Source organism: Candidatus Poriferisodalis sp. (assembly GCF_965208925.1).
Classification (GTDB): domain Bacteria; phylum Actinomycetota; class Acidimicrobiia; order Acidimicrobiales; family Poriferisodalaceae; genus Poriferisodalis.
On the sequence record NZ_OZ242364.1, the window covers coordinates 1,719,577 to 1,743,623 of the forward strand.

General features: G+C 67.4%; 19 protein-coding genes. 10 read left to right on the top strand and 9 right to left on the bottom strand.

Translation table 11 applies throughout. The features are described 5' to 3' along the window. Positions 1–107 precede the first annotated feature (107 nt). The gene (locus ACOGI5_RS07625) at positions 108–1,820 is read left to right on the top strand and encodes an ABC transporter substrate-binding protein (RefSeq protein WP_419863826.1); all 1,713 of its coding nucleotides are present in this window, start codon (positions 108–110) and stop codon (positions 1,818–1,820) included. A gap of 63 nt (positions 1,821–1,883) precedes the next feature. Here ACOGI5_RS07625 and ACOGI5_RS07630 read toward each other — a convergent pair whose 3' ends face one another. After that, on the bottom strand, positions 1,884–3,485 hold the full coding sequence (locus ACOGI5_RS07630; RefSeq protein WP_419863827.1) for an FAD-binding oxidoreductase: 1,602 nt from the start codon (positions 3,483–3,485) through the stop codon (positions 1,884–1,886). A 49-nt stretch (positions 3,486–3,534) separates the two neighbouring features. Then, positions 3,535–4,710 (bottom strand): acyl-CoA dehydrogenase family protein, encoded by a 1,176-nt coding sequence (locus ACOGI5_RS07635; RefSeq protein ID WP_419863828.1) that lies wholly within the window; start codon positions 4,708–4,710, stop codon positions 3,535–3,537. A 119-nt stretch (positions 4,711–4,829) separates the two neighbouring features. On the opposite strand from ACOGI5_RS07635, the gene ACOGI5_RS07640 reads away from it, so the two are divergent. Next, positions 4,830–5,873, top strand: coding sequence for an LLM class F420-dependent oxidoreductase (locus tag ACOGI5_RS07640; protein WP_419863829.1), 1,044 nt, complete (start codon positions 4,830–4,832; stop codon positions 5,871–5,873). Positions 5,874–6,014: 141 nt separating this feature from the next. Then, the gene (locus ACOGI5_RS07645) at positions 6,015–6,458 is read left to right on the top strand and encodes a YbaK/EbsC family protein (protein ID WP_419865455.1); all 444 of its coding nucleotides are present in this window, start codon (positions 6,015–6,017) and stop codon (positions 6,456–6,458) included. A gap of 11 nt (positions 6,459–6,469) precedes the next feature. Here the strand turns inward: ACOGI5_RS07645 and ACOGI5_RS07650 are convergent, their stop codons facing one another. Then, positions 6,470–8,848, bottom strand: a complete 2,379-nt coding sequence (locus tag ACOGI5_RS07650) for an MMPL family transporter (RefSeq protein WP_419863830.1) — start codon at positions 8,846–8,848, stop codon at positions 6,470–6,472. 216 nt (positions 8,849–9,064) lie between these two features. Here ACOGI5_RS07650 and ACOGI5_RS07655 point away from each other — a divergent pair, with 216 nt between their 5' ends. After that, a complete protein-coding gene (locus ACOGI5_RS07655) occupies positions 9,065–11,113 on the top strand; it encodes a 5'-nucleotidase C-terminal domain-containing protein (protein ID WP_419863831.1) in 2,049 nt (682 codons plus the stop codon). Here ACOGI5_RS07655 and ACOGI5_RS07660 read toward each other — a convergent pair. After that, complete coding sequence (locus ACOGI5_RS07660) at positions 11,041–12,705, bottom strand: Ppx/GppA phosphatase family protein (protein WP_419863832.1); 1,665 nt, start codon at positions 12,703–12,705, stop codon at positions 11,041–11,043. The genes ACOGI5_RS07655 and ACOGI5_RS07660 overlap by 73 nt on opposite strands. A gap of 243 nt (positions 12,706–12,948) precedes the next feature. Here ACOGI5_RS07660 and ACOGI5_RS07665 point away from each other — a divergent pair, with 243 nt between their 5' ends. Beyond that, positions 12,949–13,359 (top strand): acyl-CoA thioesterase, encoded by a 411-nt coding sequence (locus ACOGI5_RS07665; RefSeq protein WP_419863833.1) that lies wholly within the window; start codon positions 12,949–12,951, stop codon positions 13,357–13,359. Between the two features lie 11 nt (positions 13,360–13,370). Here the strand turns inward: ACOGI5_RS07665 and ACOGI5_RS07670 are convergent, their stop codons facing one another. Further along, complete coding sequence (locus ACOGI5_RS07670; protein ID WP_419863834.1) at positions 13,371–14,156, bottom strand: SDR family oxidoreductase; 786 nt, start codon at positions 14,154–14,156, stop codon at positions 13,371–13,373. A 136-nt stretch (positions 14,157–14,292) separates the two neighbouring features. Between ACOGI5_RS07670 and ACOGI5_RS07675 the strand changes: the two genes are divergently transcribed. The 4 genes from ACOGI5_RS07675 to ACOGI5_RS07690 all read left to right on the top strand — a co-directional run bounded on the left by ACOGI5_RS07675 (position 14,293) and on the right by ACOGI5_RS07690 (position 19,110). Next, positions 14,293–15,324 carry a zinc-dependent alcohol dehydrogenase gene (locus ACOGI5_RS07675; RefSeq protein ID WP_419863835.1) on the top strand — a complete coding sequence of 344 codons (1,032 nt, stop codon included), beginning with the start codon at positions 14,293–14,295 and terminating at the stop codon, positions 15,322–15,324. A gap of 105 nt (positions 15,325–15,429) precedes the next feature. Next, the gene (locus ACOGI5_RS07680) at positions 15,430–16,980 is read left to right on the top strand and encodes an acyl-CoA carboxylase subunit beta (protein WP_419863836.1); all 1,551 of its coding nucleotides are present in this window, start codon (positions 15,430–15,432) and stop codon (positions 16,978–16,980) included. Positions 16,981–17,035: 55 nt separating this feature from the next. Continuing rightward, positions 17,036–18,286 (top strand): acyl-CoA dehydrogenase family protein, encoded by a 1,251-nt coding sequence (locus ACOGI5_RS07685; protein WP_419863837.1) that lies wholly within the window; start codon positions 17,036–17,038, stop codon positions 18,284–18,286. Positions 18,287–18,327: 41 nt separating this feature from the next. Then, positions 18,328–19,110, top strand: coding sequence for an SDR family oxidoreductase (locus tag ACOGI5_RS07690; protein WP_419863838.1), 783 nt, complete (start codon positions 18,328–18,330; stop codon positions 19,108–19,110). A gap of 34 nt (positions 19,111–19,144) precedes the next feature. Here the strand turns inward: ACOGI5_RS07690 and ACOGI5_RS07695 are convergent, their stop codons facing one another. From ACOGI5_RS07695 to ACOGI5_RS07705, 3 genes are read right to left on the bottom strand one after another with little or no spacing between them, the layout of a single operon-like run. Further along, positions 19,145–19,948 (bottom strand): alpha/beta fold hydrolase, encoded by an 804-nt coding sequence (locus ACOGI5_RS07695; RefSeq protein ID WP_419863839.1) that lies wholly within the window; start codon positions 19,946–19,948, stop codon positions 19,145–19,147. A gap of 60 nt (positions 19,949–20,008) precedes the next feature. Beyond that, entirely contained in the window at positions 20,009–20,956 is a 948-nt protein-coding gene (locus tag ACOGI5_RS07700) for a crotonase/enoyl-CoA hydratase family protein (RefSeq protein ID WP_419863840.1), read from the bottom strand. A 56-nt stretch (positions 20,957–21,012) separates the two neighbouring features. After that, entirely contained in the window at positions 21,013–21,591 is a 579-nt protein-coding gene (locus ACOGI5_RS07705; RefSeq protein WP_419863841.1) for a carboxymuconolactone decarboxylase family protein, read from the bottom strand. Positions 21,592–21,734: 143 nt separating this feature from the next. Between ACOGI5_RS07705 and ACOGI5_RS07710 the strand changes: the two genes are divergently transcribed. Next, positions 21,735–22,973 carry a cytochrome P450 gene (locus ACOGI5_RS07710; protein WP_419863842.1) on the top strand — a complete coding sequence of 413 codons (1,239 nt, stop codon included), beginning with the start codon at positions 21,735–21,737 and terminating at the stop codon, positions 22,971–22,973. Between the two features lie 71 nt (positions 22,974–23,044). On the opposite strand, the gene ACOGI5_RS07715 is transcribed toward ACOGI5_RS07710, so the two are convergent. Then, the gene (locus tag ACOGI5_RS07715; RefSeq protein WP_419863843.1) at positions 23,045–24,040 is read right to left on the bottom strand and encodes a molybdopterin-dependent oxidoreductase; all 996 of its coding nucleotides are present in this window, start codon (positions 24,038–24,040) and stop codon (positions 23,045–23,047) included. Between the last annotated feature and the right edge of the window lie 7 nt (positions 24,041–24,047).

Sequence of the window (24,047 nt, forward strand, 5' to 3'; positions counted from 1 at the left end):
CCTCGGCGCGGCAACACGACGTGTGGCAAGCGATTAGCTTCGGCGGGACTGTTGGGCGTCAGTGGGCCGTGCGGCCGCTGGTGCGGGCACACATCAAGGAGACCCATATGACCGGATCACACCGACGGCTGTGGCGCTTGCTGGCGCTGCTGTTCGCGTTCTCGCTCATCGCGGCCGCATGCGGCGGCGGTGACGACGACGATGCGGGCGACGGCACCACGGACGCCGGCACGCAGACCGCCGACGAGGACATGGCCGATGAGGACATGGCCGATGGGGACATGGCCGACGAGGCCGAGCCGGAGGACGAAGGCTCCATCGGCGGCGGCATCACCCAGGAGGCGCTGGAAGAAGACGCCGACGACGACATGGCCGACGACGACATGGCCGACGACGACATGGCCGACGACGAGATGATGTCGGTCAACCCCGACGACTTCGACCTGTCCACCATCGACGGCATCTGGGAGCTTGCCGCGGCGCAGCGTCACGCCATCGTCGACAAGCTGACCGCCGGCATCGAAGCCGGCGAGTGGGGCGTCGGTGACGACGGCATCCTGCGGGGGCCGTCCGGCTTCGAGATCGACATGAACGGGTGCCCGTCCGACTGGTCGGACACCACCGGCATCACCGACACCGAGATCCGGATCGGCCAGACGACCGTGAAGTCGGGCAACCTGGCCGCCTATGGCGACATCACCGTCGGCTGGGAGAACTACTACGAGTACGTGAACGCCACCGGTGGCGTGGCCGGCAAGGACATGGTGCTGATCTCCCGTGACGACGGCTATGTGGCCGCACAGACCATCGAGTTCATCGATGAGCTGATCGAGTCGGGGAACGTGTTCGCGCTGCACACGCTGGGCTCGCCGAACACGCTCGCCGTGTACGACCAGATCAACGACGAGTGCATCCCGCAGGTCATGGTGGCGACGGGCCACCCGGCTTGGGGCGATCCGGTGAACCACCCGTGGACCACGGGCCTGCAGATGTCGTACTCCACCGAGGCGATCCTGTGGGGCAACTGGATCAAGCAGAACCTCGCCGACGAGCTGCCGGTGAAGGTGGCCGGCCTGGTGATGGACAACGACTTCGGCCTGGCCTATGAGCTGGGCTTCCACGCGTATGCGCATGCGAATCCCGACGTCGTGAGCGAGTTCATCCCGGTGCGTCATGACCCGGCCGCACCCACGCTGACCAACGAGGTCACGACCATCGCCGCCGCGAGCCCGAATGTGTTCATCTCGATGACCGCCGGCAATCCGTGCCTGCTTGCGATTCAAGAGGTGGACGCCTCGGGCTTGCTCGACGACCTGTCCGTGGCGTTCACGCCGTCGGTCTGCAAGGCCGTGGCGGCCTACATGGCGCCGGCGGGCGATTCGGCTGACGACTGGTGGATCGTGGGCGGCGGTGTCAAGGACTCCACCGACCCGAAGCACGTCGACGAGCCGTTCATCTCGTTCCTGCGTGGCGAACTGGCAGATCGAGGACTCGATCCCGAGATCTCGCTGCTCGGCACCGGCTACTACTTCGCGTACCCGCACACCGAGGCGATCCGTGTGGCTGCCGAGCTGCCGGGCGGCCTGACCAGGACCAACTTCATCCTGGCGGCGCGGTCGCTGGACATCTACCACCCGCTGCTGCTGGACGGCATCAGCTTTGCTGCCGACGGCGCTGTGGACGGGTACTACGTAGAAGGCTCGGACTTCAGCCAGTACGACGCGGCGGAGCAGACGTGGGACATCGTCGGCGCCATCGTGGACGTGAACGGCGGCTCTCCGAACTGCGCCTGGGACAAGGACAACGGCGGCTGCCGCTGATCCAGACCTAGCGACACAGAGCGGCCGTCGCTGCAGTCATGCAGCGGCGGCCGCTCGTCGCGTCTAGGGGTCGATGAGGACGCCGGGGTTGAGGATGCCGTTGGGGTCGAGCCGCTTCTTCGCGGCTCGGATCGCTTCGGCGAACAGCTCTGGGCGCTGTTGGTCGTACGCGTTGGGGCGATGCATCCGGCCGACCGCGTGATGGTGTGTGCAGGTGCCGCCGGCTGCTTCGAGTGCCTCGTTGGCGGCGTCCTTGACGATCTGCCACTGTTCGATCTCGCCGCCCTGGGTGCCCATGCCCGACCACGTGTAGTAGGGCGCCGGACCGTCTGTGTACACGTGGGTGAACCGGCACGACAGCGAATGATGCGGTCCGAAGACCTCGGCCAGCACTGCGCCGACCTTCTCGCGTACCACCGCGTCGAACTCGGGCCACTGGTCCCAGGTGATCGCTGTCTCGAAGGTGTCGTTGATGAGCCCCAGCGATGTCTCCACGCCATTGCCGACGCCGATGAACGCACTGCGCCAGGCGCCGACTGCACCGCCGCGTCCGGTAGGCGTTCCGGTGCCGTCGTCGATCTGGATCTCGTCGTCGGGCACATGACCGTTACAGCCGCGGGCGATCTCGACCGCCTGGGCGATGCTGTGGCGCTGGGTCAGCTCGGCTGATTCGAACGACACGATCACCAGCGCGTGCTTGCCGTCCATGCCGGCGGCTCGACCGGCTTCGGCCGGGTCGAGGATGCGCAGGTTGGCGGGCCACAGCTTCGCCTGGACTAGGTGCCGCACCGCGGTGTAGCCGGCTTCCCATGACGGGAATGTGATGCCCGCCGTCGCCCGGAACGTCGGGCGCTTCTGGATGCGCATCCACGCCTCGGTGATGATCCCGTAGATGCCTTCCGAGCCGATCACCATGCGGTCCGGGCTGGGGCCGGCACCCGACCCCGGCAGCCGGCGCGACTCCCACCAGCCCGACGGCGTGATCATCCGGGTCGACTCGACGAAGTCGTCGATATGAGTGTGGTTGGTGGCGTAGTGGCCGCCTGAGCGAGTCGCGATCCACCCACCGAGCGTGGAGAACCGGAACGACTGCGGGAAGTGGCGCAGCGTGTGCCCGCTCGGGCGCAGTTGATCTTCGAGGTGCGGTCCGAAAACGCCGGCCTGGATGCGAGCGGCCCGGGACACGTCGTCGATCTCGAGTACTTGATCGAGTTGGTCCAAGGAGATGACGACCGTGGGTCCGCGGTCCTCAGGCGGCGTCAGGCCCCAGACCACTGACGAGCCGCCGCCGTAGGGGACTGCGATGTAGCCGTTGGCATCGCACCAGTCGAGCGTGGCCTCAACCTCGGTCTCGTTGCGCGGGTGCGCCACCGCGTCGGGCGGGTTCGGGAAGTCCAGGTTGAAGGCCCGGACTCGCTCGGTGAAGTGGGCGCCATAGGCGTACCGGGCCCGGTCGTAGGTGCTCGTCGAGCACCAGCCGGCCACCGAGTCGGGAACCGCGATGCGGGGCGGGCGCAGGTCGGCGTCGTCCACCGACGGGACGGGCTTGGCCACGATCTCGGTGCCGTACTGGGCCGAGAGCTTCTTGGCCAGTTCAGCCCGGTCAGCATCGGTGGGTTCTTCAGACTCCAGGCACCACGCCCAGAAGGACTTGCGATCTGCCATGACCTGTACCTCCAGATACGCGCCCGTCAACCTAGATGTTTCAGCAGCGTCAGTCGTCGGCGAGCAGCGTGCGGCTGATGACGAGTTTCTGGATCTCGCTCGTGCCCTCGCCGATGATCATCAACGGCGCGTCCCGGTAGTAGCGCTCCACCGGGTACTCGGTGGAGAAGCCGTTCCCGCCGTGAATGCGCATGGCGTCCAGCGACAGTTCTGCAGCGGTCTCCGAGGCGAACAGCTTGGCCATTCCTGCGGCCAGGTCGACCCGCTCGCCGGCATCGGCCTTGCGCGCCGCGTCGTAGGTCATCAGCCGCGCAGCGTGCAGCTTGGTGGCCATCTCGGCGATCTTGAAGGCGATCGCCTGGTGCTTGGCGATGGGCTTGCCGAACGCCTCGCGCTGCTTCGCATAAGCGACCGCGGCGTCGTAAGCAGCCTGGGCCACGCCCACGCCGCGAGCTGCCACATTGATGCGGCCCAACTCGAGCGCGGCAAGCGCCCAGCGCAGGCCGTTGCCGATGCCTTGATCTCCGCCGAGCACCCTGTCGGCCGGCACGCGATGGTCTACGTAGGACATCTCGACGGTCTCGAGCCCCCGGTAGCCGATCTTGTCGATCTTGCGGCTCACCGTGATGCCGCCCGACTGCTTGCCCGGTGTCTTGTCCACCAGGAAGCAGGTGATGCCCGAACCCATGGGGTCGCCTTCGGGAACCCGAGCCAGCAGCGCCACGATGCCTGCCCGCTCGCCGTTGGTGACCCACATCTTGGTGCCGTTGATGACGAACTCGTCGCCGTCACGCACCGCACGGCAGCGCAGAGCACCCGCGTCGGAGCCGCTGTCAGGTTCCGAGAGCGAGAAGCAGCCGCGCAGCTTGCCGGTGGCCATGCCGGGCAGTGAACGGTCGCGCTGTTCGCCGGTGCCGAACCGGGAGATGAGCTTGGCGCAGATGAGATGGCTGTTGACGATGCCCGCCAGCGACATCCACCCCCGAGACAGCTCCTCGATGACCCGGGCGTACGTCACATGGTCGAGGTCGAGCCCGCCGTGCGATTCGGGAATGGTGGCGCCGAACAGGCCGAAGTCCTCCATCTGTTCGGCCATCGCCGTGGGGTACTCGTCAGCCAGCTCGAGGGCAGACGACTCGGGCACCACCACTTCGTCTACCCAGCGTCGCAGTGTGTCGATGATCTCGTCCGCAACCTCGTCAGTGGCTTCGTCGTTGTCGTGCACCGATCCTCCCAGTGTGGTCCGTGCCGATGCTTGCTCCGTCATCGATGCGGCGCTGCCTGCGCTGCCAGAGCAACAGAGTTGCTCCTAGCATTCGCGCCGTTGATCTAGGAGGTACGACGATGAAGATATCCATGGCGATCGGAGCAGGCGCGAGCTTGGATCCCAAGCGGCTCAGCCAGCACGTCGCAGATCTCGAAGCAGCAGGCGTCGACATGATCTGGGGCGGCGAGATCTACGGCTTCGATCTCGTGTCGACGCTGGCGTATGTCGCTGCCAAGACCGAGCGCATCCAGCTCATGACCGGAATCCTGCCCATCTATTCGCGCAGCCCCGCCATCATCGCCCAGACCGCCATGACCATCGACACCCTGTCGGAAGGTCGCTTCATCTTGGGCCTCGGCACCTCGGGACCCCAGGTGATCGAGGGCTGGCACGGGGTGCCGTTCTCCAAGCCAATGGGACGGACCCGCGACGTGATCGAGATCTGCCGCAAGGTCTGGTCGGGTGACAAGGTGGTTCATGAGGGCAGCGCCGTCAGCCTGCCCTATGACGGGGGCACGGGCCTAGGGAAGCCGCTCAAGCTGATGGCCAAGCCATTCCGCAGGGACATCCCGATTGCGGTGGCGTCGATCGGGCCTCGCAACGTGGAGATGACTGCCGAGCTGGCCGAGGTCTGGCAGCCCATCCACTTCCTTCCCGAGATGTTCAACGACGTGTGGGGAGAGTCGCTCGCTGCCGGCAGCGCCAAGCGCTCCGACGAACTGGCCGACCTGCAGATCGTGGCCGGCGGCACCGTGGCGCTGGGCGATGGCGCGATGGTCGATTCGGTGCGCAAGGGCGTTCGCGACAACGTCGGCTTCTACGTCGGCGGTATGGGTGCCCGCGACAAGAACTTCTACAACGACCTCTTCAAGCGCTACGGCTACGTCGACGAGGCAGAGAAGATCCAGGACCTGTTCCTGACCGGCAAGCGCGACGAGGCATTTGCCGCGGTGCCCGACGACTATGTCGACCGTGCCAGCCTCACAGGCGATCCCGAACGTGTGAAGGAACGAGTCGAGGTGTACCGCTCCGTCGGCGTGAGCTATCTGGACATCACGATCCCGCCCGAGACCGAGAACCCGCTCGAAGTCATCTCGCAAGTCAAGGCTTGGGCCGAATAGCGGGAACCCGCAGGCGATACGTGTTCGGCGGCGTGTGCCGGTGTCGTCGCCGGTTGGGCTTGCCAGAACAGCGACAGGTCGCCAGCTAGCTTTCCGCCGGTGAGCGGACGTGGCCGGCGGGCGCGGTCGGATGAACGGTTCATGGCTGCAGCTGCCGATCTCGGGCTGTCACCCGACGTCCTGCGCTTTCCCGAGGGCACGCGTACCGCCGAGCAGGCGGCGGCAGCAGTCGGCTGCCAGCTCGGTCAGATCGTGAAGTCGCTGGTGTTCCTGTGCGACGGTCGGCCAGTGCTGGCGCTCACCTCCGGCGCAAATCGGGTCGACACCGGCCGATTGGGGGAGTTGCTCGGTGGCACGATCACCCGTGCCGACGCCGATGGCGTGCGGGAGGCCACCGGTTACGCGATCGGGGGCACGCCCCCGTTCGGGCATGCGCGGCCGCTGCGTGCAGTGGCAGACCCGGCACTGCTGACCTACGGCACGGTGTGGGCCGCCGCAGGCACGCCCGACACGGTCTTCGAGCTGACGCCCGACGAGCTGGTGCGCGCGAGCGGCGCCGAGGTCGCCGATTTCGTCGCTGGTTGAATGCGACGCGTTCAGCCGGCGTGCTCGGGCTCTTCGCCGCGTTCGGGCTGCTCGACGTGCTCGGGTTCAAGATCCTCATCGTCGGCATGCCCGATATCGGGCAGTTCGCCCTCGACCCGCAGGTTGGGGATGATGCGGTCGAGCCAAGCCGGCAGCCACCAATTGCGGGCGCCGAGCAGTTCCATCGTCGAGGGCACGATCAGCATCCGCACGAGCGTTGCGTCGATGGCGATGGCTGTGGCCAGGCCCAGGCCGAACAGCTTGACGACCCGTTCCTCCTCCAGCACGAAGCTGCCGAAGACCACGATCATGATCGCCGCCGCTGCCGTGATGACTCGGGCTGTCGCGGCAAGTCCGTCGGCTACGGAGTTGACCGGATCGCCGGTGCGCTCGTACTCCTCCTTCATGCGTGACAGCAGGAACACCTCGTAGTCCATCGACAGCCCGAACAGCACGGCGAACAGCATCATCGGGATGAACGGCTCGATCGGTGCGGGCTGGATGCCCAGAATGCTGCCGAACCAACCCCACTGGAAGATGGCCACCAGCACGCCGTAGGACGCGCCGATGGACAGCATGTTCATGATGACCGCCTTGAGCGGCACCACCAGCGAGCGGAACACGGCCATCAGCAGCAGGAACGACGCCCCCAGCACCGCGCCGAAGAAGATCTGCATGCGGCCGGCCAGGTAGTCGCTGAAGTCGATCTGGAAGGCCACCGTTCCGCCGACCAGCGCGTCGACGCCGGTGCCGTCCATGGCGGTCGGGATGACCTGGTCGCGCAGGGTGTGGACGAGCGTCTCGGTCTCGGCGTCCTGGGGACCGGTCGCAGGCAGCACCCGGATCATCGCGGCCTGGCCGTCGGGGCTCGGGAACGGGGGCGAGGCAGCCACGACGCCTTCGGTGCGGTTCAGCGCGTCGGTCAGCTCCAACAGCGCGAGCAGGTCCTGGTTGCCAGACGTCTCGGCGACGATCAGCAGCGGGCCGTTCGCGCCCGGGCCGAAGCCGTCGGCGATGAGGTCGTAGGCCTTGCGGGTGGTGCTGTCGGGCGGGAAATTGCCTTCGTCGGAGAAACCGAGGCGCAATGCAAAAACCGGAGCGGCCGCCAGCACCAACACGGCGGTGCCGCCGAGCGCGAACAGCCAGGCCCGGCGCTGCACGACCCGACTGAGCCGGTACCAGGCGGTGGAGCGCAGCGGCTTGGGCTGGCGGTGGTGCAGGATCCGCCTGAGTGGATTGCGAGGGCCGCCGACGGCCCCGGCAATGAGAACGGCAGCGGCCGCGGGCAGCCCGGCCAGCAGCGGGCGGATGCCCAGACCGAAGCCCAGCAGCGCCACTGACACCAGCGATGCAGCGAGGATGCCGCGGACCCTGGTGGTCGTCATCCGGTTGCGCATCAGCCCCAGCACGGCGGGCAGCAGGGTCATCGAACCCGCCATCACGATCGCGACGGTGATGGCTGCAGACAGCCCCATTCCGGCGACGAACGGCAAGCCCATGAGCAGCAGTCCCAGCAGCGACACCACCACGGTCGCACCGGCGAAGAGCACCGAACGTCCTGCGGAATCCAGCGCCGCACCGACCGCGTCGAGCGGGCTCAACTTGTTGCGCACCCATTCCCGGTAGCGGTTGAGGATGATCAGCGCGTAGTCGATGCCCACACCGAGCCCGATCATCACCCCGAGCGTCGGCGCGATATCGGGCACCGTGAACACATTGCTGAGGATCGTGATGGTGAGCGCGCCGATGCCGACGCCGATCAGCGCCGTCCCGACGGTCACGCCCATGGCGACCACCGAGCCCACGGCGGCGATCAGCACGAACACGGCGAAGGCGAGCCCGATGGCCTCGGTCTCGGGAGGCTCCTGGCCGGCGAGCCACGAGCCGCCGAGTTCCACTTGGACACCCGGGATCTCGCGCACGCCGCTGCGGTCGATGAGCTCGACGATGTGCTCGCCGAGCCCGCCCGCGTTGTCGAGATTGAACGAGCGGCTGATCCGGACCTCGGCGACGGCGATCTGACCCGCATGGGGACCCTGCCGCGCGACGAACTGGCGGCCGCCGGGGTCATAGGGCGAGTTGACCGTCACCTCGTCGAGGGCATCGACGGCGACGAACAGCTCAGTGAGCGTCGATCGCACGGCAGGGTCGTCCACCCCGGAGCTGGACTTGACCACGATCGACCCGTTGATGTTGGAGCCGAAGTCGCCGAAGTGGCTGTCCAGCACGTCGGCGGCGCGGTCGCTCTCGGAGTCGGGGGTGCTCAGCGCCGCGCCCCACGACGGCCCCACGAGCCCAGCGAGCAGCGCAGCAGCGACGGCGAGCGCCAGCCACGCAGCGAAGACGCGCCACGGGTTGCGGAAGCACCACTGGCCGAGCGCGGTGTACATCGGCGGCGTCCTTTCCAGACGATGAGCGCCGCCGCGGCCCAGCGCGATGTCTGGTGCCCGGCACAGTGCGCCCGGAGCGGGTCAGCCCGGCAAGCTACCGCCGCAGCAGACCGTGCGGCGCGCGCCATGAGCGTTTGCCTCTACGTTTCCCGCCCGTGGCGTCGCTGTCACACCGTGCTGCGACACTTCGCGGCGAATGAACTGAGGAGTCAGCAGGTGGCTGTGAGCGAGTTGAACGACGCAGGAAGGCGCCGGCGACGGGTCGGCGGTGTGCGGTGGGTGACGGCGGCCGTCGCTGTGTTGCTGGCGGTGTCGCTGGCAGCGGTGCCGTCGGGTGCCCAGGCCGAAGGGGAGGATGCTGAACCGACGCTCATCTCAGCGGATTCGGTCACGGTGACGATCCTGCACAACAACGACGGCGAATCGAAGCTGCTAGGTGATGTCGAGTCCGGTTTCCCGGGGGTAGCGAGGTTCGTCGCAGCGATGCGCGAGCTGCAGGCTGCGGCCGCTGAAGCCGGGCCGGTAGTGACGCTTACGTCCGGTGACAACTTCCTCGCCTCGCTGGAGCTGGGCGTGTCGCTCGACCGCGAGGGCCCCATGTACGACTCGGTCGCGCTGAGCGGGCTCTACGACGCGATGGCGCTGGGCAATCACGATTTCGACTTCGGCCCTGACGTGACGGCTCGCTTCATCGAGGGATTCGATCCGCCGATCCCCTTCCTGAGCGCCAACATCGACGTCTCGGCTGAACCGGCCTTGGCCGCGTTGGCCGAGCGCGGGCTGGTGGCGCCCTCGACGGTGATCGAGACCGGCGGTGAGCGCATCGGTGTGATCGGTGCGGTCACGCCGTGGCTGCCGAACATCTCGAGCCCGCGCAAGGTGACGGTCAGTGCGGTGCTGCCCGCAGTGCAGGCCGAAGCCGATCGCCTCGCGGCGGACGGCATCACAAAGATCATCCTCGTCAGCCACCTGCAGGACGTGCGGGAAGAAGGCGAGCTCGTCGCTGGGCTCACCGGCGTTGATGTGATCATTGCCGGGGGCGGTGACGAACTGCTGGCCAACGACGGCGACACTTGCCAGCCTGGCGAGGAGCCGGTGGGGCCGTACCCGCAGTGGGTCGACGATGCAGCGGGCAGCCAAGTCCCGGTAGTCACCGCGCCTGGGGGCTACCGCTGCATCGGCAAGCTGGAGGTGACCTTCGATGCCGACGGCAACGTCACGGCGGCTGCGGGCGCCTCGATCGGCGTCGCGCTCGACCGCGAGCCCGATGCCGAGGTGCAGTCGTCCGTGGTTGAGCCGCTGACGGCAGAGGTGGCTCTGGTCGGGAGCACCCAGATCGGCACGAGCGCTGTCGAGCTCGAGGGCCGCAAGCCAGTGCTGCGGTCACAGTCGACCAATGTCGGCAGCCTCATGGCGGACGCTCTGCGTGTACGCGGCGCGCACCTCGCGCCGGGCTTCGGCGTGGAAGCGCCGCAGGTGGCGGTCACCAACGGCGGCGGGCTGCGCAATGACTCGGTCATCGCCCCAGCCGCGGTGACCGTAGGCACGACGTGGGACATCGCTCCGTTCAACAACGTGCTGGTGAGTGGATCGGTGCCGCGTGCCACCTTGGCAGAGCTGCTCGAACGAGCGCTGGGCGCGTTGCCGCGCGCGTCGGGCCAGTTCCCGCACGTCTCGGGCATGACGGTGACCTACGACCCTGACGGAACCGCTCAAGGCGTCGATCGCGAGAGCGACTGTGAGCTCATCGAGCCCAGCGGCACGCGGTTGCGAAGCGTCACATTGGATGACGGCACCGAAATCGTTCGGGACGGCGAGGTCACCGAAGGTGATCCTGTCGTGCTGGCGACGGTCGACTTCCTCGCGAACGGCGGCGACTGCTACCCGCTCGGTGGCCTCGCCTTCACCCGGCTCGGCGTCACCTACCAACAGGCGCTGGCGGACTACATCGCTGAGGACCTCGGCGGCGAGATCACTGCCGAGCAGTATCCCGTCGACGGCGGCGGTCGTGTGTCGCCGCTGGAGGCCGAAGACGGCGATGAGACTTCCGGTGACGGTGCCGTCGCCGAGAGCGACTTCGTCCTGTACACCGTGCAGCCGGGCGATTTCCTCTGGAAGATCGCGGCGTTGCACCTGGGGGAGGGCGCCAGCTGGCCACTCATCTTCGAGGCGAACAAGGGCCGCGAGCAGGCCTATGGCGGTGCGCTGACCGACCCGGACCTGATCCTGGTGGGCTGGGTGCTGCGCATCCCGTTGGTGGGGTGAGCAGCCCGTCCGGTCTCGGCGATCTCAGGTTCGATCACCACGCTGCGTCCGGTGACTGCTTCGAGCAGCTCGCTGCGAGCTCGGGCTGTGAAGAGCTCGACGGAGGTGTCGACCCCGGGTGACACCCGTGCGACCAGCCGGAGTTCGCCGTCGGGTTGCGTGCCGGATTCCCCAGGCTCGTTCGTGACGCGGACGCGCGTCACCACCTGACGATTGGAGCGGTCCAAGCCAATCGCCACACGCAGCATTGCCGCCATCCAGCGCACTTTGTTCTTGTCCGCTGCACCCAGAGAGGCGAACTCAGGGTGCTTGGACTTGGGTGCGCTCTTGCGGTGGTAGCGGGCAACCTGGGCGATGATCTCGATCTCGCGCTCGGTGAATCCGGTGAGGTGCTCACTGTTGCGAATGAGGTAGTAGCTGTGGCGGTGGTGGGCGCTGTGGGAGACGAATATCCCCACGTTGTGCAGCAGCGAGGCCGCCTCGAACAGCTCGCGGTCTTCTTCGCCGAGTCCGTGCAGCGTGCTCAGGCCGTCGAACAACTCCAGCGCGAGGTCCGTGATGTGTTCGGCGTGGCCGAGGTCCTCGTGGTAGCTGTTTGCCACGTACATCACGCCTGAGCGCCGCAGATCCTCGAGACGGTGGAACGGGTCCAGTCCCGGCGCAGCAGCTCGCCGTATCTGCTCGAAGAGGATCCCTTCGCGCAGGGCGTAGTCGGACACCTCCATGCGCTTGATGCCGAGGAGCTTGAACGTCTCAGACAGCAGCAATGCGCCGCCCACGATGATGTCAGCCCTGCGTTCTTCCAGTCCTTCGATAGCGAGCCGGCGCTCCGGTGTCGGCGCGCCGGCGAGATCGGCCGTCAAGGAACGCAGTTCCTTTGTCGTGAACGACAGCCGTCCGGTGCGGCTCTCCCGGTCACCGCGCCGGATAGCACACATGCGTGCGAGAGCCATGATGGTTCCCGACGAGCCCACTGCAGTCTCGAAACCGAGCTCGTCGATCTCGGCTGGCAGGTGGCCGAGGAACGACTCGATGTAGATGCGGCACTCGCGAACGGCACGCTTGCGCGTCCGGCCCTCGGGGAAGAAGCGGTCGGTGAGCCGGATCGAGCCGAGCTTGAGACTGCGCAGGAGCAGCGGCTCGGCACCGTCACCGACGATGAACTCGGTGGAACCGCCGCCGATGTCGATGACCAGGTGTCGCTTGTCGAGCAGCGGGACGGCCGCTAGTACGCCGAGGTGAATCAGCCGGGCCTCTTCGACTCCAGACACCACTTCAATGTCCACGCCGGCCTCGGCGAGAGCCCGCGCCACAAACTCGCCTCGGTTGTCGGCCTCGCGCACCGCGCTGGTGGCTACGGCAGTCACGGTGTCGGCGCCGGCGTGAGCAGCGATGCGTCGCATACGGTCGAGCACCGCGAGGCCGCGGTCCATGGCATCGGACGCGAGGCGCTTCATGTCCTCCCCGCCCGATCCGAGCCGCACCGGCTCGCGTTCGCGCGTCAACACCTCGAAATGGCCATCCTCGTCCACCGATGCCACGACGAGGTGGAACGAATTGGTTCCCACGTCGATCGCCGCGATGACGCTCACGCACCGCAACGCTAGAGGGATCACCGGGGGACCCGGAAGATGGCCGGGGGCAGAGCGCTGTGTGATTGCGGCGATGGTGACGGCCATCGCGCCGTGTCATTGCGGCGATGGTGACGGCCATCGCGCCGTGTCATTGCGGCGATGGTGACGGCCATCGCGCCGTGTCATTGCGGCGATGGTGACGGCCATCGCGCCGTAGCGTTGCGGCGATGGTGACGGCCATCGCGCCGTAGCGTTGCCCCGATGGCGACACACGCGACCCAGATCGTGCCCCGATTCGGCGAGCTGGACCCGTATAACCACGTCAACCATGCGGTCTACGTGTCGTACTTCGAAGCCGCCCGCTGCCTGGCGCTGGAATCCGCCGATCTCGCACTGCCGGACCTGTCAGATCAAAACGTCCAGATCGTGGTGACAAACTTGGAAGTGCGCTTCCGGGCGCCCGCGACCGCTCGCGACACGCTGCGCGTCGAAACCGAACTGGTCGAGCGTCGCCGCGCGAGCACGCGATGGCAGCAGCGGATCATCCGCGAGTCCGACGAGGCGGTGCTGGTAGAGGGTTACCTGACCGCAGCGATCTGCGACAACAGTGGCAAGCCCCGCCGACCGCCTCCCGGCTTGATGGACAAGCTCGGCGCCCTGATCCCCGGCTAGCTGCTCGAGGACTAGACGACGGGGGACAATCCGCCGTCGATGTTGATTGCGGCTCCGGTGACGTAGCTGGCGGCGTCGCTGGCGAGGAACAGAGCCAAGTTGGCGAACTCCTGGGCGTCGCCCATGCGGCCCAGCGGAATGCGTTCCCCGACCGCTGCCGTGTATTCCTCAAAGGTCCCCCCGGGCTGCGTTCGTTCCCAGCGAGCGCGCCACTGGTGGGTCACCAGCAGACCCGTGTTGAGCGCGTTCACCAGCACACCGTCGGTGGCGAACTCCGACGCGAGTGCCTTGGTCATCGCCATGCCTGCGGCGCGGGTCGCCGACGTCGGGCACGTCTGCGCTCGCGGAGCCTTGGCCTCGGCATTCAGCGAGTTGATGATGCGTCCCCAGCCCTGGCTGCGCATGTGAGGCAGGCAGAGGCGGCAGAGGCGGATCGCGGAGAAGAGCTTCAGGTCGAAGTCGTCCTGCCAGTCGTCATCGGTGATGTCCAGAAATGGCTTGGCGTGCGATGTCCCGCAATTGTTGACAAGGATGTCGATGGCGCCGGAGGCCTGCGTCGCTGCGGCGTGAGCCCGGGTGACCTCGTCGGCCATGCGGACATCGGCCGAGATGGCGGTGTGGGCACCTTCGGGACCTGCGGCGTTCAATGCTGCCAGCGTCTCGTCGAGCATGGCCTGGTCGCGGGCGACCACCGCCACCGAGGCACCTGCGGCCGCAAAGGTCTCGGCCATGGCGCGGCCCAGACCTCTGCTGCCGCCCGTGATCAGTGCAGTGCGGCCATCGAGTCTCAGTTCCATACGCGCACCATATTTCCGGGCGCTGTCCCGCGCCGAATCCGGGCGCTGTCCCGCGCCGAATCCGGGCGCTGTCCCGCGCCGAATCCGGGCGCTGTCTCGTGCTGAATCCGGGCGCTGTCCCGCGCGACGATGTGGCATGCGCACGGGACTGGTGACCGGCAAGGAACAATTCGAGTTGCGGGAGGTCGACGATCCGACGCCCGGGCCGGGCGAGGCGTTGGTGGAGATCTCGCTCTGCGGGATCTGCGGCAGCGACGTGCATGCCTATGCCGAAGGCTGGCCATACGCGCCGGGCATCTGCGGCCACGAGTGGGTCGGCAACATCGTTGCTGTGGATGCTGATGTTCAGGTAGTGGGCATGGGCGACCGCGTCACGGGCGGACTGGCACCGGGCTGCGGCCAGTGTCCGGAATGTCGCGCCGACCATCCCGCCTACTGCTCCACGGCGCGCTCGTACTACATGGGTCCCAAGGCGCCGGCCTCCGGCGGCTTCGCGCCGTTCATGGCTGCCAGCGCAGACCGACTGGTGCGCGTGCCCGACGAGCTCACCGACGACGACGCTGCGGTGATCGAGCCCGCTTCGGTCGCGCTGCACGCGGTACGTCGCAGCCGCTTGCGAGCGGGTGACGTGACGTGCGTCGTCGGCTGTGGACCGATCGGCCTGCTGGTTGCCCAGTGCGCTCGCCTGGCGGGAGCCGGGACGGTGATCGCAATCGAACCTGACGCCGAACGGCGCCGCCTAGCGCTCGAGGTCGGGGCCGATGCGGCCGTAGCACCCGGCGCAGAGATGCGAGAGGCGGTGAATGAGGCCACCGGCGGCCTGCGGGCCGACATCGCATTCGATTGCGCCGGCATCCCTCAGACGATCCAGCAGTCGGTGGACATGGTGCGCTACGGAGGCTCAGTCTGCATAGTCGGCGTGACCGGCAGCGATGCGGTGATCCGCCCGAACCGCTGGCTGTTCAAGGAAGTCTCGGTGGACACGTCGCTGGCATTCACGCTCGACGAGATGCGCGCCGCTGCCGGCTTCATCGCCGATGGACGCATCAGCGTCGCCCCGCTGGTGCAGGGCACGATCACGCTCGACGAGCTGCCGCAGACGATCGACGATCTCGCAACCCGGCGCAACACGGCAATCAAGCTGCTGGTCGATCCCACTGCCGGCTGAACGGTTCGGGATGTTCTCCTGGCTTCACCGGCAGGCACACCGAGCGCGGCCGTACGCTCTGTGCGGACCTGCTGAGTCGGAGCGAGCAGCCAGAACGGGGGTCGCATGAGCTGGGAGCCTGAGATCGCTGAGCTGCGGCGCCGCGAAGCGTTCGCTGAGGCGCTGGGCGGGCCCGACAAGGTCGAGCGCCAGCACTTCTTCGGCAAGATGACCGTGCGCGAGCGCATCGACGCCATGGCGGACAAGGGCTCGTTTCACGAGATTGGCAAGACCGCCGGCGTGGCCGAGTATGACGATCACGGTCAGCTCGTCCATCTGACGCCGTCGAACTTCATCTTTGGCCTCGCCCGCATCGACGACCGCCCCGTCGTGCTCTCGGGCGACGACTTCACGGTGCGCGGCGGCTCCTCGGACGCCACCATCCCCGAGAAACGCAACGCAGCGGAGTCCATGGCGTACGAGATGCGGCTGCCGCACATCCGTCTGGTGGACGGCATGGGCGGCGGCGGCTCGGTCAAGTCGATCGAGATGGCCGGCCGCACGTACATCCCCGAACTGCGGGGCTGGGATGTCATCGTGAACCATCTCTCGGTGGCGCCGTCGGTGTCGCTGGCGCTGGGCTCGGTGGCGGGCATCGGTGCCGCCCGAGTGGCCACCGCGCATTACTCGGTCATCGTGCGCGACACAGCGCAGATGATGATTGCCGGGCCGGCGCTGGTTGAGCAGGCATCGCTGGGCGATCACGGCAAGGAAGAACTCGGCCACGCGGACATCCACACGGCCAACGGCGCCATTGACGACGTGGTGGACAGCGAGGACGAGGCGTTCGAACGTGCACGCCGATTTCTCTCGTATCTGCCTCCCAACGTGGACGAGATGCCCGAGCGGGTGCTCACCGGCGACAGTCCGCAGCGCCGCGACGAGGAGCTGATCTCGATCGTGCCCCGAGAGCCGCGGCGCGTCTACAAGATGCGCTCGATCATCGAGTCGGTCTGCGACCAGGGCAGCTTCTTCGAGATCGGAAGCCGGTGGGGGCGTTCGATCATCACCGGGCTGGCGCGCCTCGACGGGTGGCCGGTGGCGATCTTCGGTGAGGATCCGTACGTATATGGCGGCGGCTGGACAGCCGACAGCTGCCGCAAGCTCATCCGCCTGCTCGACACCGCCTCCACGTTCCACCTGCCGGTGGTGCATCTCGCGGATTGCCCGGGATTCCTGATCGGCAAGGAGTCCGAGGAGAGCGGGACGATTCGCTTCGGATCGGCTGCCCTCGCGGCACTGGGACAGCTCACCGCGCCCTTCGCCTGTGTGGTCATCCGCAAGGCATTCGGTGTCGCAGGCGCGGCCAACAACAAGCCGGGCGCCCGCAGCTTCCGGGTGGCATGGCCCTCTGGCGACTGGGGCTCGCTGCCTATCGAGGGCGGCCTCGAGGTGGCCTACAAGCAGGATCTGGCCGACAGCGACACCCCCGACGAGTTGCTGACCGAGATCCGGGAGCGGCTCAACAGCGTCCGCTCGCCGCACCGCTCTGCAGAGTTCTTCGAGATCGAGGAGATCATCGACCCCCGCGACACACGTCCGGTGCTGTGCGAGTGGGTCGACCTCGCCCGCCGCACCCTGCGGCCCGGGCCGAGTTCCTTCGGGTATCGCCCCTGAGCTATCCAACCAGTTGCGTGGCAGACTCAGCGGCGGATAACAGGGGAGCGCAACGATGGATCCCACCTATACCGACGAGGCCGAGGACTACCGGGAGAAGATCCAGGCATTCCTGGCCGAGCACCTCCCGGAGAACTGGGGCGGCATGGGCCGGCTCTCCGACGAGGCCAGCGAGACCTTCGTCGAGGAGTGGCGTGCGCTCCTGGCTGAGAACCAGCTCCTCGCCGTGTCGTGGCCGGTCGAATACGGCGGCGCGGGGCTCAGCGAGGTCGAGCGGATCGTGCTGGCCGAGGAGTTCGCCAAGGCCGGCGTGCCCACAGGCGGCAACAACGACGGCTTCAGCATCACGATGGTCGGCAACGCCATCATCGAGTGCGGCAGCGAGGAGCAGAAGCGGCACTTCCTGCCCAAGATCATCTCGGGCGAGCACCGCTGGTGCCAGGGCTACAGCGAGCCGGACAGCGGCTCGGACCTCGCCAACTTGGGCACCCGTGCAGTGCTGGACGGCGACGAGTGGGTGATCAACGGGCAGAAGATCTGGACCTCCAGCGGCCACACCGCCAACTGGATCTTCGTGCTGTGCCGCACCAACCCCACCGAGGCGAAGCATCGGGGAATCTCGTTCCTGCTGGTGCCGGTGGATCAGCCCGGCGTCGAGATGCGCCCGATCATCAACATCAACAACCGGCACGACTTCAACGAGGTGTTCTTCACCGACGCCAAGACAGCCAAGGAGAACGTGGTCGGCGACGTCAACGACGGCTGGCGGGTGGCCAACGTGCTGCTCGGCTTCGAGCGCGGCCACGGCGCCACCACCGATGCGCTGCGCTTCCGTGACGAGCTCGACCGGATCACCGCTGAGGCCGTCGAGCGGGGCGCCGCCGACGATCCGCTCATGCGCCAAGACCTCGCCCGGGCCCACACCAAGGTGGAGATCATGCGGTGGATGGGCCAGCGCAACGTCACCAACGTGCTGGCCGGCAACGCACCCGGACCCGAGTCGTCGCTGCACAAGCTGCTGTGGAGCGAGTACCACAAGTGGGTGACCGAGCTGTCAATGGAGCTGCTGGGCATGGAGGCCACGGCACCCAGCGGGCATCCCGCAGCGCATGGCATCAACACCGACGCGGTCGGCGTCGAGTTCTCGTCGCTGGCGTGGGTGCAGACCTTCATGGGTGCCCGGCCGGGCACGATTTACGCGGGCACGTCGGAGATCCAGCGCAACATCATCGGCGACCGGGTGCTCGGGCTGCCGCGTGAGCCGCGTGCCGACGGCGGCCCGTGGAACGAGATCGGCAAGAACTAGATCGCCGAGAACTAGATCCGCAAGAACTAGGGGAGTCCACCATGGAACTGCGACTGGATGGCAAGACCGCGCTCGTGACCGGCGGCTCGGCCGGTATCGGCAAGGGCATCGCGAAGTCGTTCGCCGATGCAGGCGCGAACGTGATGATCACGAGCCGCAAGGCCGACAAGTGCGAGGCGGCGGTGGCCGAACTGGCCGAGACCGCCAGCGGCGAGGTGAGCTACGTCGCCGCTCACATCGGCCACCTCGATCAGGCTGAGCGGGTGATGGGCGAGACCATCGAGCGTTTCGGATCGCTGGACATCCTGGTCAACAATGCGGCCACCAATCCCTGGGCGGGACCCATGGTGGACTGCGACATCCCGCGCCTCGACAAGACCTACGAGGTGAACCTGCGAGCGCCGCTGCAGTGGACGCAGATTGCAAGGCAGATGTGGATGGGCGAACACGGCGGCTCGGTGATCAACATCGCGTCGGTGGGCGGCCATCACACATCCGAGGCGCTGGGCGTCTACTGCATGTTCAAGGACGCGCTCATGCACATGACCAGGCAGCTCGCGGCCGAGCTGGGGCCCAAGATGCGGGTCAACTGCATCGCGCCCGGCTTGATCCGCACTGATTTCGCCCGTGTTCTGTGGGATGGGCCGCGTGGCCAGATGATCGCCGACCAGCTGCCCATGAAGCGGCTCGGCGAGCCGTCCGACATCGGCGAGGCTGCCCTGTTCCTGTCAGCTGCCGGCTCGTGGATGACCGGTCATGTCATGGACATCGACGGCGGCGAATGCGTGAAGATCTCCGGAGAGCTGCCGCTCGAAGAGGGCTGAGTCGGGCTGAGCCGGCCCTGCGCACGGTTGCTGGTCAGAGGACGTCAGCGAACCCCGGCAACGTCGCAAGCCAGTCGACGACCCGTTGTGGGTTCTCGACCATCGCGTTGTGGCCGAGGCCGTCGAATACGTGTGGCTCAGTGACGTCGGCCGCGTGAGCGTTGGTCGCTGCGACCGCGGCCAAGTCAGCGTGATGATCTGGTGCGACGAGCGGATCGTGCTCGCCGATCGCCATAGCGACGGTGCACTTCGCTGCCGGCAGCAGACCCGACATGTCAGGCGGGCCTACGCCGATGGTGGCGGGGTCCTGCGCCGTTCGCCAGCGGCCTGGGCTATCTGAGTCCGACGTCACGCCGGCCGTAACTGCAGCGGCGATGCGTTCATCGTCAGCATCGATGACGCCGAACAATCCGGACAGCTTCAAGAACCAGTCGACGGCACCCGCACGGTCGTCGAACAGCCGAGGGGGGCGCGCCGCAAGGTCTGGCATGCGAGCCAGTTCGTCATCCGACCAGCGCAGCTTCACCCCGACGGTCGCTGCCCCGACAGGCGGCGGTCCGAACCAACCTGAGGCCAGCGCGAGCGCGACGGCGCCGCCCATCGAATGCCCGACGACAGCGAAAGGACGCTCCCCGTATTCACGCCGTAGTGCCTCAGCTACATCTGCCGCCATGGCCCCGAACGTGTAGGGAACGCGCCACACCGCCTCGCCGTGCCCGCGAATGTCGGGCGCGTACACGGTGCCGCCGGCCGCCTCCATGATCCGGGTCACTCCGTCCCACACGTGCCGATTCGCGCCCAGCCCGTGTAGCAGCACCAGAGTCGGCAGCTCAGCCACGGTCTCCTCCGGGGAACTGCCGGCGGTGGCTGCAGCGGCCGCAATCCGCGTCGGTCGGGTTCATCGGGACCGCTCGCCGTAGTCGCCATGAGGAGCGTCGCGCTCGGCGATGACCTGGCGGAAGCCCTTGGTCTCGAAGTCCTCCACCCAGCGGTACGCCTCTTCGGTATGCCGCGTCACGCCATCGAAGAAGGTTCCCAGCAGCTGGCTCGTGCGGAGTCCCATGTTCTCGAAGGCTTGGTTCACGAGCAGCTTGTTGAGCGCTAACTGGTTGGCGGGGATGTGGGCCAGCCGGCGGGCGAATGCCTCGACCCGCTCGTCGAGCTCGTCGGGCGGATGTACGTAGGCGACCAATCCGATGCGGTGCGCCGTCTGCGCGTCAATGGCATCGCCCGACAGCAGGAACTGCTTCGCATGCTCGAGGCCCAGCCGGTAGACCCACATCATGGTGGTGGGCGTGCCATAGATCCGCGACGGGGCGTAGCCGATATGGGCGTCTTCTGCCATGAAGAGCAGGTCGCAGCACAGGATCATGTCCGTGGCTCCGCCGATCGCCCAGCCGTGGATCTGCCCGAGCACCGGCTTGGGGCATTCCCAGATCTTCATGAATCGCTTCACGTTGTGGCCCATGAACTGCCAGTCGCGTACCGGATCCCAAGCACCCTCACGGGGTTTCGGGCCGGGTGCGCTGTATGGGCTACCCCACGAGTCGTACAGCTCCTCTGAGCTTGAGCCACTGCCCCCGCCCGGATTGAGGTCATAGCCCGCGGTGAGCGTCGGGCCGTTGCCGCGGATGACAATCGAGCAGACATCCCTCGACGCTGTCGCCCGATCGATGCCGTCTGCCACCCCGGCAATGACGCTCTCGGTGAGCGTGTTCATGCGTTCGGGCCGGTTGAGGGTGATGAAGGCGACGGTGTCGTCTTCGTCGTAGAGCACCACCGGCTCCGCACCGCTGTTGCCGGATCCAGCTCCGGCAGATCCGGCGGCGCTCGTGTCGGAGTTCATGGCGCGGACGCTAGCTGCGCACATCCCGCGGCATTGCTGCGGGGGCGGACGGGCGGCTAGGCCTGGGCTGTGTCGACCGGCGTCGGCCAGCCGGGCACGCCGTCTTCGAGCTGCACTCCGGCGCTGTTGTTGAAGCCGCAGACCATGCGATAGCAGCCCGACACGGCGAGCAGCTGGCACAGGTCGGCGGCGCTGTAGTGCTGTGATGCCTCGGCCCAGGCACTGTCTGAGACGCAGTCGTCGGCGCACAGGTCGTCGACGAGTTGGAGCATGGCGGCTTCGGCAGGTGTCCACTTGCCCTGGGAGATGGGCCGGGTGGCGTCGTAGAGCTCGGTCTCGGTCACGCCGTCGACCAGCGCCACAAGACCGTGCTGACCGAACGTGTACGCCGAGCCGCAGTTCCAGCAGGTCCGCAGCACCGCGATCTCCACGTCCCGCCGCGTGAGGTCGTCTTCGAACTGCAGCAGGATGGTCTGGGAGAACATGCCCATGGCCTTGGAGACGAGCTTGTTGTGGGCCATCGTCGCCCGCATGTTCACCACGTAGGCGGGCGAGTCCTTCATGGCCTCGCGTGCGAGCTTCGCTGCCCATTCCAAGGGCTCCAACCGTGGTTCCGACGGTCGAGAAAAGTGCATGCGCACAGAGTAGGACCCGCTCCATACCCCGGTGAATGTGCAGTAGTCATGGCCGTGATGAACACCATCACGCACTCCGGCTCGAGCTTCTCGCTTACGCTGGCGCCATCTGGGACTGTTGAGCCTCGGGGGAGGAGGCTGCCGTGAGCACAACAACCGGCGTTGATCGCAGCGAGGTCGAGCGCGACTTCGACATCTTCAGCGACGAGTACATAGCGGACCCGTCCGTGGTGTGGGACGAATTGCGCGCTGAGTGCCCCGTCGCGCACAGCGACCGAAACGGTGGCGGGTGGTTGCCCACCACCTGGGACGACATCGCGGCGGTCGCCTACGACACCGACAACTTCAGCTCACGCGACAGCTCCGTAGCGCACACGCCCGAGGGTGCTTCGTTCATCTCGGCGCCGCCGATCACCTCCGATCCGCCGTTCCATGCCGACGCTCGCCGGATGCTGCTGCCGTTCTTCTCGCCCCCGGCGGTCGAGGAGCTCGTCGAGGTCACGCGCAGCATCGCCCGTGAGCGCCTCGATGTCATCGCAGCCGAAACGGGGGCGGACCGGGGCGGTTCCGGCGTCGTCGACGCCGCCGACGCCTACTCCAAGTACATCCCGGTGCGGGTGATCGCCCGCATCCTGGGACTGCCCGAGTCAGACGAGCCGATGTTCACCCGCTGGGCCGTTGCCGTGCTGCAGGCCACGCCGGAGGAGCACGACCACCGCGCCGTCGCCACTCGCGAAGTGCTTCGTTACTTCGGCGATCTGGTTGACGCTCGTCGCGAGGAACGTGCGGACGATCTGCCGTCCAAGTTGATCGACATGCGGTTGCCGAACGGCGACCCGCTCACCAACCGCCATATCACCGGTGTCGGCTTCCTGCTCTTGCTGGCTGGCATCGACACGACGTGGAGTTCGATCTCGGCCAGCCTGCTGCACCTGGCGACCAACCCCGACGACCGCGAGCGTCTGCTGGCCGAGCCGCAGCTCCTCGATTCGGCCATCGAGGAGTTCCTGCGGGCGTACGCACCTGTCACGATGGCACGGATCAGCGCTACCGACGACGCACAGATCAGTGGCTGCCCGGTCCCCGAGGGCGACAAGGTGTACCTGCCGTTCGGGGCGGGCAACCGCGACCCGGCCAAGTTCGACCGGCCCAACGAGGTCCTCATCGACCGGGCGGAGAACCGGCACTTCGCCTTCGGCATCGGCATTCACCGCTGCTTGGGCTCGAACCTGGCCCGCATGGAGCTCAAAGTCGCGCTCGAAGAATGGCTCGCACGTTTCCCGAACTTCGAGCTCGCCACCGACGCGGACGGCCGCAGCGCTGAATGGGGCGGCTACCAGATCCGAGGCCCCCGCAACCTGCTGATCCGCGTCGGCATCTGAGTTCCCGACCGGATGCAGGCATCTGAGGTCTGCTCGACCCGTCGCGACCGCGGCTTCGAGCGTGCCGCCCGCTATTCCGCCGGGAAGGGGAGCTGCAGCCACCACGGCCGGTCGACAGGGTCGACTCGGCTGACCCACTTGACCCACCAGAATCCCCGCCTGCCTGGTGCGACCAGCCGCACCGGGGCGCCGTGGCCTCGGCGCAACGGCTCACCGCCGTACCCGACGGCCAGGTACAGGTCGGCCGCATCGCCGGCGGGGAACAGCCGGCTGTAGCCGGTCAGCGATGTGATTTCCAGTGTGGGCGCGTCGTTCTCGGGCAGCAGCTCGGCCAATGGCACTGCGTCCCACGACTGGCGGCTCCACCATCCTCCGGTGCAGTCGAGGTCGGCGATCAGCGGCGCGGCCCGGTCGTGGAGGGTCTCCAGCACGACCGGCTCGCCGGCGACGGTGAGCTCCCAGTCCGACGCTGCCACCCGGGGCGACCGGTCGTTGAGCCACATGGTGGTTGGCATCCCGGCGGGTGTGAACGAAGCGATCTCGTGAGAGCCGGTGAATCGTCGGTTGTCGCCCACCGCCAGCTGCTGGATCCAGTAGGCCGCGCCGGCGGCGGCCAGCGCGATGCCCCCGCCGACGAATGCCCTGCGGTCGAGGTCGGCGATGCCGGGACGGCCCGGCCGGCTGACGATGTGCCACACCAGCAGCGGGGCCACGAACGCGACCAGCAGGACATGTGTCCACAACGCCGACCAGTAGCCCACGCCGTGCCACAGACCGGTGGCGTGCAGCACTCCGAGCACGACGGTCGCGACGACGAGAGCGCCGAGCAGCATCGACAACCACCGGGTGGCGCGCCGACGCTTCAGCCCTGTGCGCACCGAGCCCCGGAGCTTTGCCGGGGCCATTGCCAGCAGGCTCAGACCTGCGAGAGCGTGCATGACGGTGAGCCAGCGTCCCCAACCGGTTCCCACCGCCCACGACGCCAGCCCGGACCCAATCGCCGCCGTGGCGGCGACGGCCAGCAGCAGGTCCACCTGCCGCGCCGTCAGCCGTGTGCGAAGTTGCATGTCACGG

What these genes read in the sequence shown, in the direction of transcription:
- ACOGI5_RS07665 (WP_419863833.1), top strand. Translation starts at nt 12,949, where the DNA reads ATGGCGACACACGCGACCCAGATCGTGCCCCGATTCGGCGAGCTGGAC.
- ACOGI5_RS07645 (WP_419865455.1), top strand. Translation starts at nt 6,015, where the DNA reads ATGGCTGCAGCTGCCGATCTCGGGCTGTCACCCGACGTCCTGCGCTTT.
- ACOGI5_RS07690 (WP_419863838.1), top strand. Translation starts at nt 18,328, where the DNA reads ATGGAACTGCGACTGGATGGCAAGACCGCGCTCGTGACCGGCGGCTCG.
- ACOGI5_RS07625 (WP_419863826.1), top strand. Translation starts at nt 108, where the DNA reads ATGACCGGATCACACCGACGGCTGTGGCGCTTGCTGGCGCTGCTGTTC.
- ACOGI5_RS07650 (WP_419863830.1), bottom strand. Translation starts at nt 8,848, where the DNA reads ATGTACACCGCGCTCGGCCAGTGGTGCTTCCGCAACCCGTGGCGCGTC.
- ACOGI5_RS07700 (WP_419863840.1), bottom strand. Translation starts at nt 20,956, where the DNA reads ATGAACTCCGACACGAGCGCCGCCGGATCTGCCGGAGCTGGATCCGGC.
- ACOGI5_RS07685 (WP_419863837.1), top strand. Translation starts at nt 17,036, where the DNA reads ATGGATCCCACCTATACCGACGAGGCCGAGGACTACCGGGAGAAGATC.
- ACOGI5_RS07670 (WP_419863834.1), bottom strand. Translation starts at nt 14,156, where the DNA reads ATGGAACTGAGACTCGATGGCCGCACTGCACTGATCACGGGCGGCAGC.
- ACOGI5_RS07630 (WP_419863827.1), bottom strand. Translation starts at nt 3,485, where the DNA reads ATGGCAGATCGCAAGTCCTTCTGGGCGTGGTGCCTGGAGTCTGAAGAA.
- ACOGI5_RS07675 (WP_419863835.1), top strand. Translation starts at nt 14,293, where the DNA reads ATGCGCACGGGACTGGTGACCGGCAAGGAACAATTCGAGTTGCGGGAG.
- ACOGI5_RS07640 (WP_419863829.1), top strand. Translation starts at nt 4,830, where the DNA reads ATGAAGATATCCATGGCGATCGGAGCAGGCGCGAGCTTGGATCCCAAG.
- ACOGI5_RS07705 (WP_419863841.1), bottom strand. Translation starts at nt 21,591, where the DNA reads ATGCACTTTTCTCGACCGTCGGAACCACGGTTGGAGCCCTTGGAATGG.
- ACOGI5_RS07715 (WP_419863843.1), bottom strand. Translation starts at nt 24,040, where the DNA reads ATGCAACTTCGCACACGGCTGACGGCGCGGCAGGTGGACCTGCTGCTG.
- ACOGI5_RS07680 (WP_419863836.1), top strand. Translation starts at nt 15,430, where the DNA reads ATGAGCTGGGAGCCTGAGATCGCTGAGCTGCGGCGCCGCGAAGCGTTC.